This is a genomic window from Sporosarcina sp. FSL K6-5500 (genome assembly GCF_038005665.1).
Taxonomy (GTDB): Bacteria; Bacillota; Bacilli; order Bacillales_A; family Planococcaceae; genus Sporosarcina; species Sporosarcina psychrophila.
The window spans coordinates 3,713,003-3,728,828 of record NZ_JBBOTP010000001.1 but is presented as its reverse complement, the minus strand read 5'-3'; the positions used below and the strand labels follow the sequence as shown (position 1 = coordinate 3,728,828).

Genomic DNA, 15,826 nt, shown 5'->3' with positions numbered 1-15,826 from the left:
TTTTTCTTTCGTTATTCCTATAGCGGTGACACCAGACTAACCGCTATAATCTAGGCTCTAGAATAAATAAGTTCCTCTCCATGATTCTTCAGCATATACAGACCTATATATGTTGCACTAATGATTCTATATAATGTCCAGCGAAGGCGCCTCATAGGGGTAGCCGAAGCAATAAGACTGACAGCGGTTTTCTGTCTGGCTTATTGCGAGAGGCATCCCCTAGCGCGGGCATTGTTGAGAGAATTCTTTATGTCAACATATATAGTCTAACTTCTGATTTCACCCATTCAAAAATCTTCCAAATCAGCAACAGAAATAGGAAATAACCTATGAACGAATAGATATGGTTCCATTGATTCTCATGATAAAAAAAACCTAATTGCATTGACTTTTTCTCAATGAATGGCACGAGTGCGCTAAGAAAAAAAGTAAAAATCAGCCTACTCCATTTTGACATTTTATCTACCAAATAAAGATATAGCCCTATTAACATAGTTAGTATGATTAATGTAAATACAATATTAATCGGAAATACATCTGGGAAAGGGCGAACCGGGAACTCATATAATTGTTTTCCAACAAAATACAAATCTAAATAGGTACCCAGTAAAGAAGCCACTAAAATAGATGGCAAATACAAGAATGCATTACGTGAAGATAGCCGTTTTCGCGATAGCGGCGAGTTCAAGCCTTTCAAGTGTTTCACAGTATTCACCCATCACCTTTCCATTAATCGGTTCTTTTACTTCTACTAAGTAATCAACAACACGCCAATGCTCGAACCAATCTCCAGTTTCCGCTTCGTGATGAGGGATGTTTTCCCACACATACTCAAGCCGCGGGCTATACAACCTAAGCGCTCCTTTTCTTAGCGCACAAGACTTTAACCTCCTCGTAATAGCCAATCCTGGCACCCCTTCGAACACATCATTAAAAACATCCGGCCAATAGTCCTTACGCGAACCTGTATGTGGGTGGGTAGTTGCCCAGCGATAAACTTTTTCTAATAGGTCTGCCTCATGAAATAGTAATCGATACAAATCCTTTCCGAGCATAATACGTTCATGTAGCGATCCAAATTGATGAAGCGTTAATCCCGTAAGAGGTGCCTTTTCAGTTGACTTTCCACTGTCAGTAAAGGGAAACAAAATTTGATTGAATGAAAGCAGATCCTGGAGTACGAATTCGAACGTCTGAAAAACCTTTCTTTGATAGAAGGAATTTCGCACGATTCTGTTCTCCAAATAATTTTGTTCATTAATTATGAGTGCAATCGCAAGCGTATAGGAATCACTTTCCTCCCAGAAACGATTCCAAATCACTTCCATAAAAGCAGAAACATTTAAGTAAGGCAACAAATAAAACAAATTTCGACTTTGAAATAGACTTTCTTCATATAATAAGAACTGCGGATATACATCTTGGAATATAAGCCAGTTCCCACGTTCCAAGAATGAATAGAAATCTTGTTTTGTTTTTTCATTCATAAGTCTAGAAAGGAACTCTCCTTTTAAATCCGTCATATTCCATCCGCCATTTCTCGAAACCATATGTCCTAGGAATGCCCAGTGAATTTCTGGCCGAAAAATATAGAAATCGAGGTAAGCTTTTGTTCTCGTCACATTATTCAGGTTCAACTGTTTCGTTTTTAAACGAATCAGTTGAAGAAGTTGCTGATCCCCCCAAGATAAGTGCTGTTCCTCCAGAATAGGAACAGAGTTATACTTCTTCAAATCAGCTTTAATTAATAGTAAACTTTCCGGAAGTTGTTGTTTTCCCCCTATTTTTCTTAATAAATTAAACACGGGCCGCCCCCCTACTAAAAATCATTCCTCCTTTAGGATTATGAATAGGGATATATAGATATGAATAACCTTTACTAAGGAGATGATGAGACGTTGACATATCGTACTGAACAGTTGATTAGCCAATTAGTCCAACAACTAAAAACTGACCAGACACCCGATGGTTCGTGGGATTACCCCTTTGAAACGGGTATTTCAACAGATGCCTATATGATTATTTTAGTAAGGACACTGGAAATAGATGATGAAAATTTAGTTCGCGAATTAACTGAAAGAATATTGAGTAAACAGGAGGCAAATGGCGCTTGGAAACTTTTCCATGATGAAGGTGATGGGAACATATCCGCTACGGTTGAAGCCTATTACTCACTTCTTTATTCAGGCTATGTCAGCAAGGAAGACTATAGATTGCTTGCGGCAAAAAAGTTTATTTTGGCAAACGGTGGTCTTGAAAAATCACATATGTTAACAAAAATCATGCTGGCGTTAACCGGTCAATATCCATGGCCCGCATATTTCCCAATACCGGTTGAATTTATCCTCTTGCCGCTCAATTTCCCCATCAATTTCTATGACCTTTCTGTGTATGGAAGAGCAAATCTTGCTCCAATTATGATTTTAGCAAATAAGAAATACGTAAAAACAACAAAAAGCAGCCCTAATCTATCTGAATTATTCCTTCCAGAGACAGCTGATGATTTTTTCAATATACAAGATATCCAAGAACTTTTTTCTATAATTGAACATGACCTTAATAGTTTTCTGGGTTTATCTCAAACTTTCAATTCTTTAGCCATCAATCAAACAAAACAGTATATGCTCAATCACATTGAGCCAGATGGAACCCTTTACAGTTATTTTAGTTCTACGTTTCTTATGATATTTTCCCTGCTCTCTCTTGGTCACTCCAACAGCGACCCGATAATTTTAAAGGCGGTCCAAGGACTAAAAGCGATGCAATGCACGATTCATGGTCAGCAGCATATACAATATACAACTGCAACGGTGTGGAATACGTCCTTAATTAGCTACGCTCTTCAAAAAGCAGGAGTTCCTTCGACTGATTCGGTAATCGAAAAGGCAAGCGAATACTTGTTAGAGCAGCAGCAAACTAAATATGGCGATTGGGCGATTCATAATCCTGGAGTTTTATCCGGGGGCTGGGGATTCTCAGCTGTAAATACGATGAATCCTGATATAGATGACTCAACGGCTTCACTAAGGGCTATTTCACAGCTAGTTCAGAAAGACACTCGCATTCATCAAGCTTGGGACAAAGGAATTCTTTGGGTAATGTCTATGCAAAATAGTGACGGTGGATGGCCTGCATTCGAAAAAAATGTTGATAATCAATTATTGAACTTGCTTCCAATTGAAGGCGGTAAATTTTTATTGACAGATCCAAGCAGTGCCGATTTAACCGGTAGAACACTTGAATTTCTAGGTGAATATACGAACTTACCGAAAAATCATGACCTTATGAAACGCGGGGTAGATTGGCTAATTCATAATCAAGAAGTGGATGGTTCATGGTACGGGCGCTGGGGAATTTGTTTTATTTACGGAACATGGGCGGCAATTACTGGTCTTATCGCGGTAGGTGTAAGCCCAGGGAGTCCAACTATTCAAAAAGCTGTAAACTGGTTACTTTCGATACAAAATCATGACGGCGGTTGGGGAGAATCTTGCAAAAGCGACCTCGCATCTAAGTACATCCCTCTTGGTTCCAGCAACCTAACTCAAACAGCATGGGCACTGGATACACTCATTGCGGTTTCAGAAAAGGCAACACCCGTAATTGATGCAGGGATTTCCTATTTGCTAGAAACCTATAATAAAGTCGATTGGACGTTATTCTATCCGGTTGGACAAGGAATGGGTGGAGGTTTTTATATCCACTATCATAGCTATCAATATATCTTTCCTTTGCTTGCGCTTACCAATTACGAAAAAAAATTTCAAGGATAATTGTTTTTATTGTATATATAGGGCTTTTACGCCCAAAGTGATACGACCATCATTTTCTTTATAAAACCATGTATACGAATAATCGCGTCACCTGGGAGATCTTCAAAACTATATTGAATATCTATTTTTTCCACTGAATATGTTCCAGACCTCGTCAATAAACTTTAAATAATAACAATGAAGGGATGGAGAATTGAAACAAGTATTAATATTTGGTGCTACCATAATAATTGGAATCATTCTTGGGATAATCGCAACCTATATCATGAAATGAAAGAAAAATGACTGTTTGACTATCACAAACCATTTCTCAATCAAAGTATTCGTAATAGTCCAGTGAAAGGGAGCAATTATTCTTATTAGAAGGCCAGAAGTAACTTAGCACCCTTAATACTAAGTTATTTATGGTCCTTTTATTTTTCATCAAAATCAATATTATTAATAAAAGAGTTTTCTTTTGTAAACTGTTGGAATCTGCAGAAGGGATACTCTTTTTGAAAAGAAATTCAAAGAAGTTGACGGACTCTTTTATTAAGTCCATCAACTTCTTTGAATCATCTTTAAAACTATAATGCTACTTTTCCAGAATACTCATAACAATCTCCAAGCCATTCGGTAGATTTCATGAATAATTCATTTTCAAATGTGTAGCTTGAAAATGTATGATCTGCATCCTCAATATAATGCGTGTTTACTCGGTCAGGAACAAGTCTTTGTAGCAATGATGCAGAATAACGCGCAGCATGTTCTTTCGGTATATCCTTATCCTGTTGTGCATGAATGATCAACGCTGCCTCTTGGTACGAACGAATCGCTTCAAGAGGGTGATGGTTTTTCAAATCAGTTAAAAATGATTGACTCACATAAAACCCATGATAATCAACTACCCCATTTAGTGCCGCTGTTTTCATAGCGTTCTCGCCTAAAATTCCGGTAATATCTTTATAAGGTTTCCCAACTGGTGACCATAAAATAAGTTTACGAATTCGACAATCTACTGCAGCAGTTAATGAAGCTACAGCACCTCCAAGACTATGACCGATTAATATAATATTGTTTGCATCTATTTCAGGTAACATGGATACATAATTTAACACCGCCTGAACCTCACTTAATTGCTTCGTGACCGTAACATCCGCATAATCCCCGTCGCTTTCCCCACAACCACTAAAATCAAATCGAAAAACCGCATAACCCTTCTCTGTGAAATACCGTGCTGCTTTCACAAATAACCGATGTTCTCCGACTTTGCTACCGACAAATCCATGTAATAATACAATAAGCGGAACCTTTCTATGATGCACTCTTTCTGGAAGATGAAGAACCCCCGAAAGATAAAGTTGATTAGCATAAATTGAAATCGCTTTACTTGTCATAGTAAACACCCTTTCAAGGATACTCTCCAAATAAACTATTCTTACCTGTTTACTCGGTATTATACGTATGTAATTTAGAGAAGTCAATGAGTTGGCGCGAGATAGTTAAGCTTTCAATGGTACATCTTGTATAGGTTCCTTAAAAAACTTTGATATAAAAATGCCACAGGAGTTTTTATGTCCCCTGCGGCATTTTACTTATCATTCAAAAAACTAACTACTATTCAATCCACTAATCATTAATGGACTTCTTCACCAGCGATATTGATTAATGTAACAGATTCTTTTCTCGATTTCGCTACGACTAGACCAATAACAAATCCAATGATCCCTGTTACAACCCATCCCGCACCATTTTCAAATAAAGGGATAAATCCAAACATCGTATTGATGGCTTCTGGAAAAATAGTCGCCTCCTTTAAAGCATCAAGAATTGCAACAAAACCGACACCAATCACAGTTCCTACATAAACCGATTGATGGCCATTAAACAAGTTGTTTGCAAATATTAGAACGATTAAAGCGATTGCTATTGGGTAGAGTAAAAGCAAAATTGGAGACGCCAACGTCAGAATAGTCGTAAGTCCAAAGTTTGTAATAACTAAACCTAAAGAAGCAAATACTATCAACCACTTTTTATATGAAACAGTAGGCACAATTCTTTCAAAATACTCCGCAACAGCTGCTAAACAAGCAACGTTTGTCGTGATTCCTGTTAACAAAATAACAGTTCCGATAATATAAATCCCGAACTGTCCAAATAAGACGATAGCACTTTGCGCTAATACTTCTCCACCATTAGCCATATAGCCAATTGGATTAACACTGGAAGCACCTATCCATGCCATTGAGATTTGTAAAGCCACCAAACCAATAATTGTAATTATTCCAGCTTTAATAAATAACTTGGATACTTCTTTTTCAGACTTTATGCCAAAGGCACTAATTGATTTGATGAATATTCCCCCGAATACAAAAGCCGCTAGAACATCCATTGTATAATAGCCTTGGGTGAATCCTTTTAAGAAGGCACCCTTTATATAATCGCCCTGAGGTTCCCCAAAACTCCCCATAGGTGTAATAATGGACTTGCCAACAAGTACAATTAAGAGCACTACAAAAATCGGCGTTATGATTTTACCTAAGCGATCCACAAACTTTGTAGTGTTCCATGATAGGTAAATCGTCAGGACAATAAATAACAGCGAGAAAATAAAAAGAAAGAGACTGGTATTTGATTTATCTAGCACTAACGGATTGATCGCAATTTCATAGACCACTGATGTTGTTCGTGGAACCACATAAATCGGCCCAAGCGTTAGGAATAGTAGTATCGAGAATACTGTTGCAAATAGGGGATGTACCCTTCCCGCTAGTTTTTCAACAGTTCCTCCCCCACGCGTTAATGCAATAATTGCAAGAAGAACCATTCCAACACCTGTTATTAAGAATCCCCCCATCGCAATCCATGTATTTGTTCCTGCCTCTTGACCTAACATTGGTGCAAAAATAACGTTTCCAGCACCTAAGAACATAGCAAAAAGCATAAAACCAATCGCTATTAATTGTGAAAACGGCATTTTTTTCTCCATGTAAATTCCCCCTAAATTTCGCATCTAAAAATGCATATTTTCATATAAGATCGTTTAGTACATCCCCAAAAATAGCTAGCTGATATGCTTAGATCCTTTTCTTTTTACTGACTCTACCTAATAAAAATGCGCTAGCCCCAATGCCGATCATTGTATTGGTCTTTTTATTGAACATCTGCTTCGCAACAAGATTAAGGTTTTGTGGCCGCTCCGCCAGTCGACGCATGAAATAGCCATACCAATCTACTCCAAATGGTACATATGTACAGAATTTATACCCCTCATTAGCAAGCTCCAGTTGTAATTCATTCCGAAAGCCATATAGCATTTGGAATTCAAACTTGTCCTTGGAGATATTATTATCTTTCGCAAACTTTTTAACATGATTGATAACATGATGGTCATGTGTTGCGATAGACGAAAATTTACCATTCAGCAAATGATATTCAATCAATCGAATATAATTCTGATCAATATCTTTTTTATCTTGATACGCTAAGTTTTCTGGCTCTTTGTAAGCACCTTTAACGATTCGCATGCGGTAGTCTTTGTATTTCTGAAGGTTTTCATCCGCCTCATAAAAATAGGCTTGGATAACTGTTCCGATATTCGTGTAGTCATTTGAAAGCTCATCAATGATGTCAAAGGATGGCTGTAAATGTCCATAATCCTCCATATCAAAATTGATGAATATGGCATAGTCGTTTGCTTTCGCAACAATTTCTTTTAGATTATCTAAGCAGAAATCATAGTCAATATCTAAGCCAAGCTGTGTAGGCTTCAAAGAAATATGCGCGTCCAATGCATGTTCATGAATCGCTTCGATGACTGCTAGGATTTGTGTTTTTGCCTCAATCGCCTCTTGCTTCTCGAAAACAAATTCCCCAAGGTTATCGATTGTTGCAGCAATACCTTTTGCATTTAATTGCTTTACGCTTTCTACCATTTGTTCAACGCTCGTTCCTGCAACAACTGACTGTGCCCCTAGTTTTAACCCCCATCGTTTTGCACCGCTATTCAAAACTTTGTTTTGTGACAGTAAAATAAAGAAATCTCTTGTTAATCCCATGATCAATACCTCCATTTTGTGTGATTACTATTAATTATTTTAATAAAAAACCTTCTACATATGGGTCTGTTGCATCTAATGAAAACTGATGAATCCCTGTCATCCAAGCAGATCCAGTAATCTTCGGTATAATTGCTTTAATATTTTGGACTTCCGTATAATCAACGACTGCCCCTTTAAATCGTGATCCAATGATACTTTCTTGGATGATTTCTTCACCTTTGTTAAGATCTAATGTTGCAAGTTTCGCGCATGTCCCTGTTCCACAAGGCGATCTGTCAATTTGTCCGTCTCCAAAAACAACTGTATTTTTATAGTGATTCTTTTCTACTTCTAAACTAAATTCCACAAGGTCAACTGTATTAATTTCTGGAATTTCAGGATGTACTATTGTTAGTTGCTCATTTACAGCTTTCCTAATCGCAATTCCAAGTGCCGCAATTTTATCTTGTTCTTCAATATTTAATTCCAAATTGAATTGCTTGGCATCCACAATCGCAAAGAAACTACCGCCGAATGATATATCCAAATTGACATGCCCTACGTCATCTACTAAAACGCTTACATTCTTTTTCAACAAAAATGCGGGTACGTTAATAAAAGACACTTCTTTAACTTTGTCATTGTCGTACACGATATAACATTCAACAACTCCAGAGGGTGTATCCAATAATACCTTGTCCCGTTTCTCAATCAGCCCTTGATCGATTGCTATTGTTACAGCCGCAATCGTTCCATGCCCACACATATTTAGATAGCCGCCGCTATCCATAAATAATACACCAAGATCACATTCCACATTGCAAGGTTCGGTTAAAATTGCACCAAACATATTCAAATGACCTCTTGGTTCATGCATCAGCAGCTTCCGTATATGATCCATTTCAGTTTGCATATAGTTTTTCTTTTGCATCATGCTATTCCCTTGGATTGATGGGATCCCATCAATCACTATTCTGGCTGCTTCACCCATAGTATGAGCATCAATCGTCCGTATACTTTTCCCTATCATCACCATAAAGCGTTTATACCTCCCAAGTACATAGTTATTTCTTGCTCACTACTATACTTGCAAGAAGCGTGCCAACTCAAAAAAGTATATCTAATCCCCATATTGCAATCGTTCGTAAAATTCATTACAATAGGAACTGTTCATTAAGTTTACAGTATTGTAAATACAAAATTAACACTAACAACTTTACTCAGGGAGGATGTTGTAAGCAATGAATACTATCCCCATTGAACATTCGCACTATTATTTGAATACATTAATCGAAACGAGTTCTGATGCAATTGCCATTATTAACGCCTTAGGAGAAGTAGAATATTGGAATTCTCAAGCTGAACAAATTTACGGAATACCGCTGGCAGCTATAAAAAACAACAAGATTAGTACCTTTTTTAAAAAGGAAGATTTAAAGTTATTAGAGATTCTTGAAACGAAAAAGCCCGTTTATAATGTCTATCATCAACCCCTCCCGGATAAGCATGTCCTCATAAGCTCATCCCCTATTCTAGATAGTGATGGGAACTTAATCGGAGCCATTTCAATCGATCAAGACATAACAAGCATTGTAAAATTAAATGAAAAGTTATCATTAACAACTACAGAATTACAAAAGGTCAAACAACAATATAATTTACAGGGACAAATAGGTCCTTTCTCTGAAATTAAAGGACATAGTAGTGCCATACAATCCACAAAGGAATTAGCGTTAAAAGTTGCGAAGACAGATGCGACGGTGTTAATTCAAGGGGAAAGTGGTGTAGGTAAAGAACTTTTTGCACAAGGCGTACACGAAGCAAGCTTACGTAAAGATCAACCTTTTATCCCCATAAATTGTGGTGCAATTCCCGAAGCTCTTTTTGAAAGCGAGTTCTTTGGGTATGAAAAAGGATCTTTTACAGGCGCTCACAAGGACGGAAAAGCTGGAAAAGTGGAGATGGCTGACGGCGGTACATTATTTCTAGACGAAATTGGGATGTTACCTCTTGATATGCAAGTAAAGTTACTTCGTGTCTTACAAGAAAGAGAAGTTTCTCGAATAGGTGGCAACGTATCAATAAAAGTAAATAGCCGAATCGTCGCTGCAACTAATAGTAATTTAGAAGACATGATTAAAAAAGGGCTATTCCGCGAAGATTTATATTACCGCTTAAATGTTGTTACTTTGAAAATCTCCCCACTCCGAGAGCGAATCGAGGATATCCCAATTTTAGTCACTAGTTTCGTTCAAGAGTATTGCGCAAAATATCAAAAAGAAATACCCACACTTCTGAACAGCGCCATGGAGATGTTCACAAACTACCAGTGGCCAGGTAATATTCGAGAACTACGAAATGTTGTTGAACGAATGATTATCATTATTGATAATTCAACGATTCATGCAGAAGACATTATGGCTATATTCCCCGTCACAACTGACAACCTTGTAAACAAAAAAGGATTAGCCCAAGAGAAAGCTCAATTGGAACATGAGCGTATCAAAGAAGTACTTATTGAAACATACGGAAACAAAAGTGCCGCAGCAAAAAAATTAGGTATTTCGAGAGTCAGTCTTTATAATAAAATTAAACAGTATAATATTGATGTTTAAATTAAGGCGAACAGTTTCTACCTATAGTTCTTCGCAAAAAACAGAGTGAACTACCAAAATTGGTAGCCCACTCTGTTTTTCATCTTAATTAACAATATCCCATAGCTTTGCTTGAGCAAGATATGACTTCCGTACCTGCAAAGTGACTGTAATCACACCCGGATGACGACCGATTTCTATGGAGCCTAGACCGTAACACCGAATAGTTTCACTGCACGCGCAAGGCCATTGTCGGTCGCCACGTTTAAAGTTGGACCTGTTCCGAAGATTCACTGAGCAAATGATTCCTTAAGCACTTTCATCCCCATATAGAATCGTCGAACTAATGATACAGCTTCATTTAATATTTCTTTTGTTTTAACCGGTTGGAACTTCACTAAATAATCGCTCCCTACACGCAATGACCGACTGATCATTGCGTTTTCACACTTTATTTAGGTTAGAATCCGCAAAAGGATACTCTTTTTGAAAAGAAATTGATTATATATGTTGATTTAAAGGTTACCATTGAATTTACTGTGGCGCTCAATAAGGAGAGAGTTGTATTTCGGGGTGTGGATTGTAGAACACTTAGCGCTTTGGAGATGCCTTTTCCATACCTTCGATAGGGTGTTCATTATCGAGAGAAATGTGATTTTGAGATGAATATGCCGAGACTATAATGTGATTACTAGTTGTTATTAATTAAATTCAAGAAAGACGCACTCCAGGTTGCAAGTTGCAGATTTCATCACAAATAAATGAAATGCTCTTTCTCACATAGACCATCCAGCGCAGGCGCGTCTTCGTGCTAGCCGGAGCGATAAGACTGAAAGTGGTTTCCTTTCTGGCTTATCGCGGGAGGCATCCACAAATCGTCGAAGCGGTATTAGGGGGAATCCTAATTCATTCCAATTACAAGGACTTTTTCCGAGATTCAAACTCCTATATACAGAAATGAAAATAACCCTAAGCACTCCATAAAAGGAGCCCTTAGGGTTATTAGTTGAATTAGTTGAAGAAATTGATTATATATCCTATTAGAATACCTATAACACCGAAATCAGAATCACCAAAAGTTGTACCTTCAAATCCAAGTGAACCTAGAACGGGCATCAACATTGCGGGAAGGAAACTGATTAACAATCCTTGTACAAAAGCACCAATTATAGCACCTCTACGCCCACCCACTGCGTTGCCGAATACTCCGGAAGCAGCTCCACAGAAGAAGTGTGGAACGAGTCCGGGGACGATAACAGCTAACCCTGCAAGCGGTAGTAAAAACATACTTAACAGTCCTGCTGCAAAGCTTGATAAGAATCCAATGATAACTGCGTTTGGTGCAAATGGGAATACGATAGGAACGTCTAATGCAGGTTTCGCATTTGGAACAATTTTATCTGCGATTCCCTTAAATGCAGGAACGATTTCCGCTATTAACATACGAACACCCGCCAAGATAATGAATACACCCGCGGCGAACGTAATTGCCTGTAACAATGAGAACACTAAGAAGTTTGCACCATCGCTCAGGTTTTCTTCAATGTATGTAGGACCAACAACCAAAGCAACCACAAAGAACATAATTGCCATTGTTAATGCCAATGCTACAGAAGAATCACGTAAGAACCCAAGTGATTTTGGCACTTTTACATCTTCAGTCGATTTCGTTTTGTCTCCAGTCAATTTAGCAACTTTAGCTGCTACAAAATAACCGAATGAACCGAAGTGACCTACAGCAATATCATCCGAGCCCGTAATTTCTCTTACTGTAGGTTGTAGCATTGCAGGTAGTAGAACCATTAATGCACCTAAAATAAGTGAGCCTACGATTACTATCATTACACTACCCATGCCCGAAGTTGACAGAACAGCAGCAAGTAAACAGGCCATGAACATTGTGTGATGCCCAGTTAAGAAGATGTATTTAAATTTCGTGTATCTTGCTATGACTATGTTAACCAGCATACCAATTAACATAATCATAGCTGTTTCAGCACCGAAAGCAGTTTGTGCCATAGCTACAATTGCTTCATTGTTCGGGATAACACCTTGAATATTGAATGCTTTTTCAAACATATTTCCGAAGATGTCAAGTGAACCTACTAATACAGCCGCACCTGCTCCAAGAATAATGAAGCCCATTATGGTTTTTAATGTCCCAGAAACAACATCAGTAATTGCTTTCTTCTGCAATAGTAAACCAAATAAAGCGAACAAACCAACCAAAATGGCAGGTGTTCCTAAAATATCCTTCATTATCAGATCAAACATATTATTGCTCCCCTAAGATATGAGAAGTCAACGCTTTCTGGATTTCAACTGCACTGACCATATTAATGATACCAATTGTTTTTCTATTACCGTCTTGCAATTGTTCCATAATTTCAGGGGTACCAATGTAGTAATCAGCTGCCTCTGATTTTGCACTCGCTAAGTCCATATTTTTGCATTCGGCATCAATATTCAATTCTTTTAGTGCTTTATTTACGTTCATTGACAGAATAAAACTCGTTCCTAGTCCGTTCCCACACACTGCTAAAATTTTCATCTTATATTCCTCCTATGATTGCTTGTTTTAATCGTACTTTTCAATTTCTTATATAGAACGTTACAAACCTACTGAACTGAGAACTCTGAAACTAAGTCAAGAATATCCTGTTTTGTCTCCGCCTCCTTTAAATATTGCAATTTAATAGGATCACTTAACAACTTTGTCAATTGAGCTAACGCCTTTAGGTGTGTTTGATTATCAATCGCAGCTAAACAAATAAATATTTCAACTTGATTGGCTTCACTGTTTAATAAGTGCGCAGATTTTTTTAGTTTCAACAAGCTCATTCCTAATTTTTTAACACCGAATTCTGGGCGTGCATGAGGGATTGCAATTTGCTCACCAATGATAATGTACGGTCCCATTGTCTCAACATTCTCAATCATTACGTCAATATATTGATTTGTAATTGAATCGTTTACCAGTAGCGGTTCTGCTGCTTTCTTGATTGCATCTTTCCAATTTTCGATTTCATCCATAAATTGAATATTTTCTTCGATTAATAAATCTTTTAGCACCGGTTGTTTCCTCCTCGTATTCAAGCTATCCTTTTGAAATAACGCGTGCTGCAATGCACTTTTTAACAAATCTGGCTGTTTGATGTCTGCATATTGGCGAATGATTTTCATTAATTCATCCGAAGTTGGATAATGGTAAGGCTGTTGAAGCGTCATCCCTTTTACCGTTTGGACGAGTTCATTCTTTTCCATTTCGCTCATGATCGGTCTAATCATATACAACGGTTTTTTTGTTTTAAGTAAAACAGTGGAAAATACTAAATCATACTTCGCTTCATCGAGATGCTGAAAGTCATAGGATGAAAGCGATGAAGTCCAATGAAATTGCGGAAAAAGCGATTTTAATTGGTTTTCTAGCATTATGCTTGAACTAATCCCATTTGGACAAACAATTAGAGCCCTGAATACTTTGCTTTGACTCTCACTATCCAATTTAAGTAACCCACCAAAATGAAGGGTAAGGAAGCCAACCTCATCTTCAGGTATTTTAATATTCAGCATTTCTTCAATAGGTTTTAGTACTTCCTTTACAACTGTAAACAAATCATGATGCTCTTCCTTAATTTCAGCAAGCAACGCATTTGTAATTGGTATTTTAAAGAGCATTCGGTAATAAGCCGGTTTAAAATGCAAATATAACGTTTCAATTGCTTTGTTTCTATCTAGCAATTGGATACATGCATAACGTTCAAAACTAACAACAATTTGTTCCGTGATTTCAAGCAGAGTATCAGTCCTAGTAGGGCTAACTTCTCCTTGGCATATACCGAGCAGCTGGATTGTTAGAAAGGAAACTTCTTCCGGGTGAGTCGTATATCCCAAACGTTGCTGAATCAATCCCGAAACTATGAAAGCTTTTTTCTTTTCTAGAAAACTCACCGTATCCGGATAAATCAACACCCTTTTTTGTTGCTGTTGGCGAATATGGATCATTTGGAGTAAGTAAATAAATTCATCCAATCTTTCTTCAATGAATGTAAATGAATATTGCTGTTCAAAATCCTTCAAAATTTGCTGATAAAGATCATATTGATTCTCAAACTGTTGCTGCTGAAATATAAAAGTGAATTTCTCATGTGCATGTGGCTTAACTTTCAATATTGAAATCGCCTTGAGCATCAAATTCCGCTTATCTTCTTCTGATCCTTTTAAATGATATCCTTGCTCACGTGTATAGCGCATCTCAACTCGGAAATCGATACAAAACCGATTGACCCGTTTTACATCTGCACTGACAGTATTTTTACTAATTCCAAAAGTATTTTGAAAGTGAAAATTAGAAAGGGGTTCGCGCCTGATAAAGGTATATAACAAGATAATGATCACGCGTTCTTCCTGGTCAAAAGAAAATTGATTTGTTGTAAAATCTGTGTTGTTATCTTTCCAAAAATTAATAACCTCAGTTGGAATGAGAATTCGGTCATTTGAAATGCGAATCGGTGACATTCCCTCGCCAATTAAGTAGTTATTTATTTTTTCTACATCATATTGAAACTGACGTCCGGATAAGTTCAGCATGTCAATAAACCAGGATAGCTGTACTGGCTTCAATTTCATTAATTGGAAATATGTATTCAAGCTTCTGCTCTCCAACATAACTAGCTCCCCCTTACAAAAACTATACTCGAAAACGCTTTCACTTAATATTACATTTGGTCACAAAAGTTGTCTGAGTGTTCGTGTTCTATTGGTATTCACTTTTCTATCGTATTTAACTTTGGGCATTTCCACTTAATTTTAGGGATCTATATATGTTGAACAAATGAATACGGCGTATGCGCTTTACAAGGGCTTTTGGGAGGCCGCTAAAAAAAGTCCCAATACTTAGAACTAATTAGAATTCCCGCCAATACCGCTTCGACGCTTTGTGGATGGTCTATGTGAGAAAGAGCATTTCATAATTTGTGATGAGATCTGCAACCTGGAGTGCATCTTTCTTGAATAGAATTAGTAGCAACTAGTAATCACATTATAGTCTCGGCATATACATCTCAAAATCACATTTCTCTCGATAATGAATACCCTAGCGCAGGCGCGGAAAAGGCATCTCCAAAGCGCCGAGTGTTCTACAATCCACACCCCGAAATACAACTCTCTCCTTATTGAGCGCCACAGTAAATTCAATGGGATTCTTTAATTCAACATATATAGTACTAATACGTTAGTCCCAGGCACCCTTCACAGCGAGCCATTTGATAACAATAATTTGTCCATATAAACTTTCAAGTACTCTTAAAATACTTCAGTCAAAACTCCTTTATTGTAAAACATAAATACATGAATTGAGACCAAAGTAAGTAGACTTTCGTCCTCCATCCCCAGAAAATAGTATGCCCTTTTCAATGTACGATACGAAATCCTCTGGTCA

The 15,826-nt window shown here is 37.5% G+C and carries 11 protein-coding genes; 2 read left to right on the top strand and 9 right to left on the bottom strand.

Features of this window, described 5'->3' with window-relative positions; genetic code table 11:
* Positions 1-247: 247 nt before the first annotated feature.
* Both MKX62_RS17800 and MKX62_RS17795 read right to left on the bottom strand, forming a co-directional pair.
* Positions 248-619 carry a CBO0543 family protein gene (locus tag MKX62_RS17800; protein WP_340742600.1) on the bottom strand — a complete coding sequence of 124 codons (372 nt, stop codon included), beginning with the start codon at positions 617-619 and terminating at the stop codon, positions 248-250.
* A gap of 28 nt (positions 620-647) precedes the next feature.
* Positions 648-1,805 (bottom strand): DUF2515 family protein, encoded by a 1,158-nt coding sequence (locus MKX62_RS17795; RefSeq protein WP_187047571.1) that lies wholly within the window; start codon positions 1,803-1,805, stop codon positions 648-650.
* Positions 1,806-1,898: 93 nt separating this feature from the next.
* On the opposite strand from MKX62_RS17795, the gene shc reads away from it, so the two are divergent.
* Positions 1,899-3,773 (top strand): squalene--hopene cyclase, encoded by a 1,875-nt coding sequence (gene shc / locus MKX62_RS17790; protein WP_340741992.1) that lies wholly within the window; start codon positions 1,899-1,901, stop codon positions 3,771-3,773.
* 566 nt (positions 3,774-4,339) lie between these two features.
* On the opposite strand, the gene MKX62_RS17785 is transcribed toward shc, so the two are convergent.
* The 4 genes from MKX62_RS17785 to MKX62_RS17770 all read right to left on the bottom strand — a co-directional run bounded on the left by MKX62_RS17785 (position 4,340) and on the right by MKX62_RS17770 (position 8,828).
* Positions 4,340-5,149 (bottom strand): alpha/beta hydrolase family protein, encoded by an 810-nt coding sequence (locus MKX62_RS17785; RefSeq protein WP_340741991.1) that lies wholly within the window; start codon positions 5,147-5,149, stop codon positions 4,340-4,342.
* A gap of 239 nt (positions 5,150-5,388) precedes the next feature.
* On the bottom strand, positions 5,389-6,741 hold the full coding sequence (gene brnQ, locus MKX62_RS17780; protein WP_067208595.1) for a branched-chain amino acid transport system II carrier protein: 1,353 nt from the start codon (positions 6,739-6,741) through the stop codon (positions 5,389-5,391).
* An 88-nt stretch (positions 6,742-6,829) separates the two neighbouring features.
* Entirely contained in the window at positions 6,830-7,810 is a 981-nt protein-coding gene (locus MKX62_RS17775; protein WP_187047569.1) for a proline dehydrogenase family protein, read from the bottom strand.
* A gap of 34 nt (positions 7,811-7,844) precedes the next feature.
* Positions 7,845-8,828, bottom strand: a complete 984-nt coding sequence (locus tag MKX62_RS17770) for a proline racemase family protein (RefSeq protein WP_187047568.1) — start codon at positions 8,826-8,828, stop codon at positions 7,845-7,847.
* Between the two features lie 205 nt (positions 8,829-9,033).
* On the opposite strand from MKX62_RS17770, the gene MKX62_RS17765 reads away from it, so the two are divergent.
* Complete coding sequence (locus MKX62_RS17765; RefSeq protein ID WP_067208588.1) at positions 9,034-10,407, top strand: sigma-54 interaction domain-containing protein; 1,374 nt, start codon at positions 9,034-9,036, stop codon at positions 10,405-10,407.
* Between the two features lie 990 nt (positions 10,408-11,397).
* On the opposite strand, the gene MKX62_RS17760 is transcribed toward MKX62_RS17765, so the two are convergent.
* The 3 genes from MKX62_RS17760 to MKX62_RS17750 all read right to left on the bottom strand — a co-directional run bounded on the left by MKX62_RS17760 (position 11,398) and on the right by MKX62_RS17750 (position 15,054).
* The gene (locus MKX62_RS17760; RefSeq protein WP_067208586.1) at positions 11,398-12,660 is read right to left on the bottom strand and encodes a PTS ascorbate transporter subunit IIC; all 1,263 of its coding nucleotides are present in this window, start codon (positions 12,658-12,660) and stop codon (positions 11,398-11,400) included.
* 1 nt (position 12,661) lies between these two features.
* Positions 12,662-12,937, bottom strand: a complete 276-nt coding sequence (locus MKX62_RS17755; RefSeq protein ID WP_067208583.1) for a PTS sugar transporter subunit IIB — start codon at positions 12,935-12,937, stop codon at positions 12,662-12,664.
* 68 nt (positions 12,938-13,005) lie between these two features.
* Positions 13,006-15,054: a BglG family transcription antiterminator gene (locus MKX62_RS17750; protein WP_340741990.1), complete on the bottom strand. Its 2,049-nt coding sequence runs from the start codon at positions 15,052-15,054 to the stop codon at positions 13,006-13,008.
* Positions 15,055-15,826: the final 772 nt, after the last annotated feature.

Coding starts and splice junctions, on each gene's coding strand:
- MKX62_RS17785 (WP_340741991.1), bottom strand. CDS start 5,149: ATGACAAGTAAAGCGATTTCAATTTATGCTAATCAACTTTATCTTTCG.
- brnQ (WP_067208595.1), bottom strand. CDS start 6,741: ATGGAGAAAAAAATGCCGTTTTCACAATTAATAGCGATTGGTTTTATG.
- MKX62_RS17775 (WP_187047569.1), bottom strand. CDS start 7,810: ATGGGATTAACAAGAGATTTCTTTATTTTACTGTCACAAAACAAAGTT.
- MKX62_RS17770 (WP_187047568.1), bottom strand. CDS start 8,828: ATGGTGATGATAGGGAAAAGTATACGGACGATTGATGCTCATACTATG.
- MKX62_RS17765 (WP_067208588.1), top strand. CDS start 9,034: ATGAATACTATCCCCATTGAACATTCGCACTATTATTTGAATACATTA.
- MKX62_RS17760 (WP_067208586.1), bottom strand. CDS start 12,660: ATGTTTGATCTGATAATGAAGGATATTTTAGGAACACCTGCCATTTTG.
- MKX62_RS17755 (WP_067208583.1), bottom strand. CDS start 12,937: ATGAAAATTTTAGCAGTGTGTGGGAACGGACTAGGAACGAGTTTTATT.
- MKX62_RS17750 (WP_340741990.1), bottom strand. CDS start 15,054: ATGTTGGAGAGCAGAAGCTTGAATACATATTTCCAATTAATGAAATTG.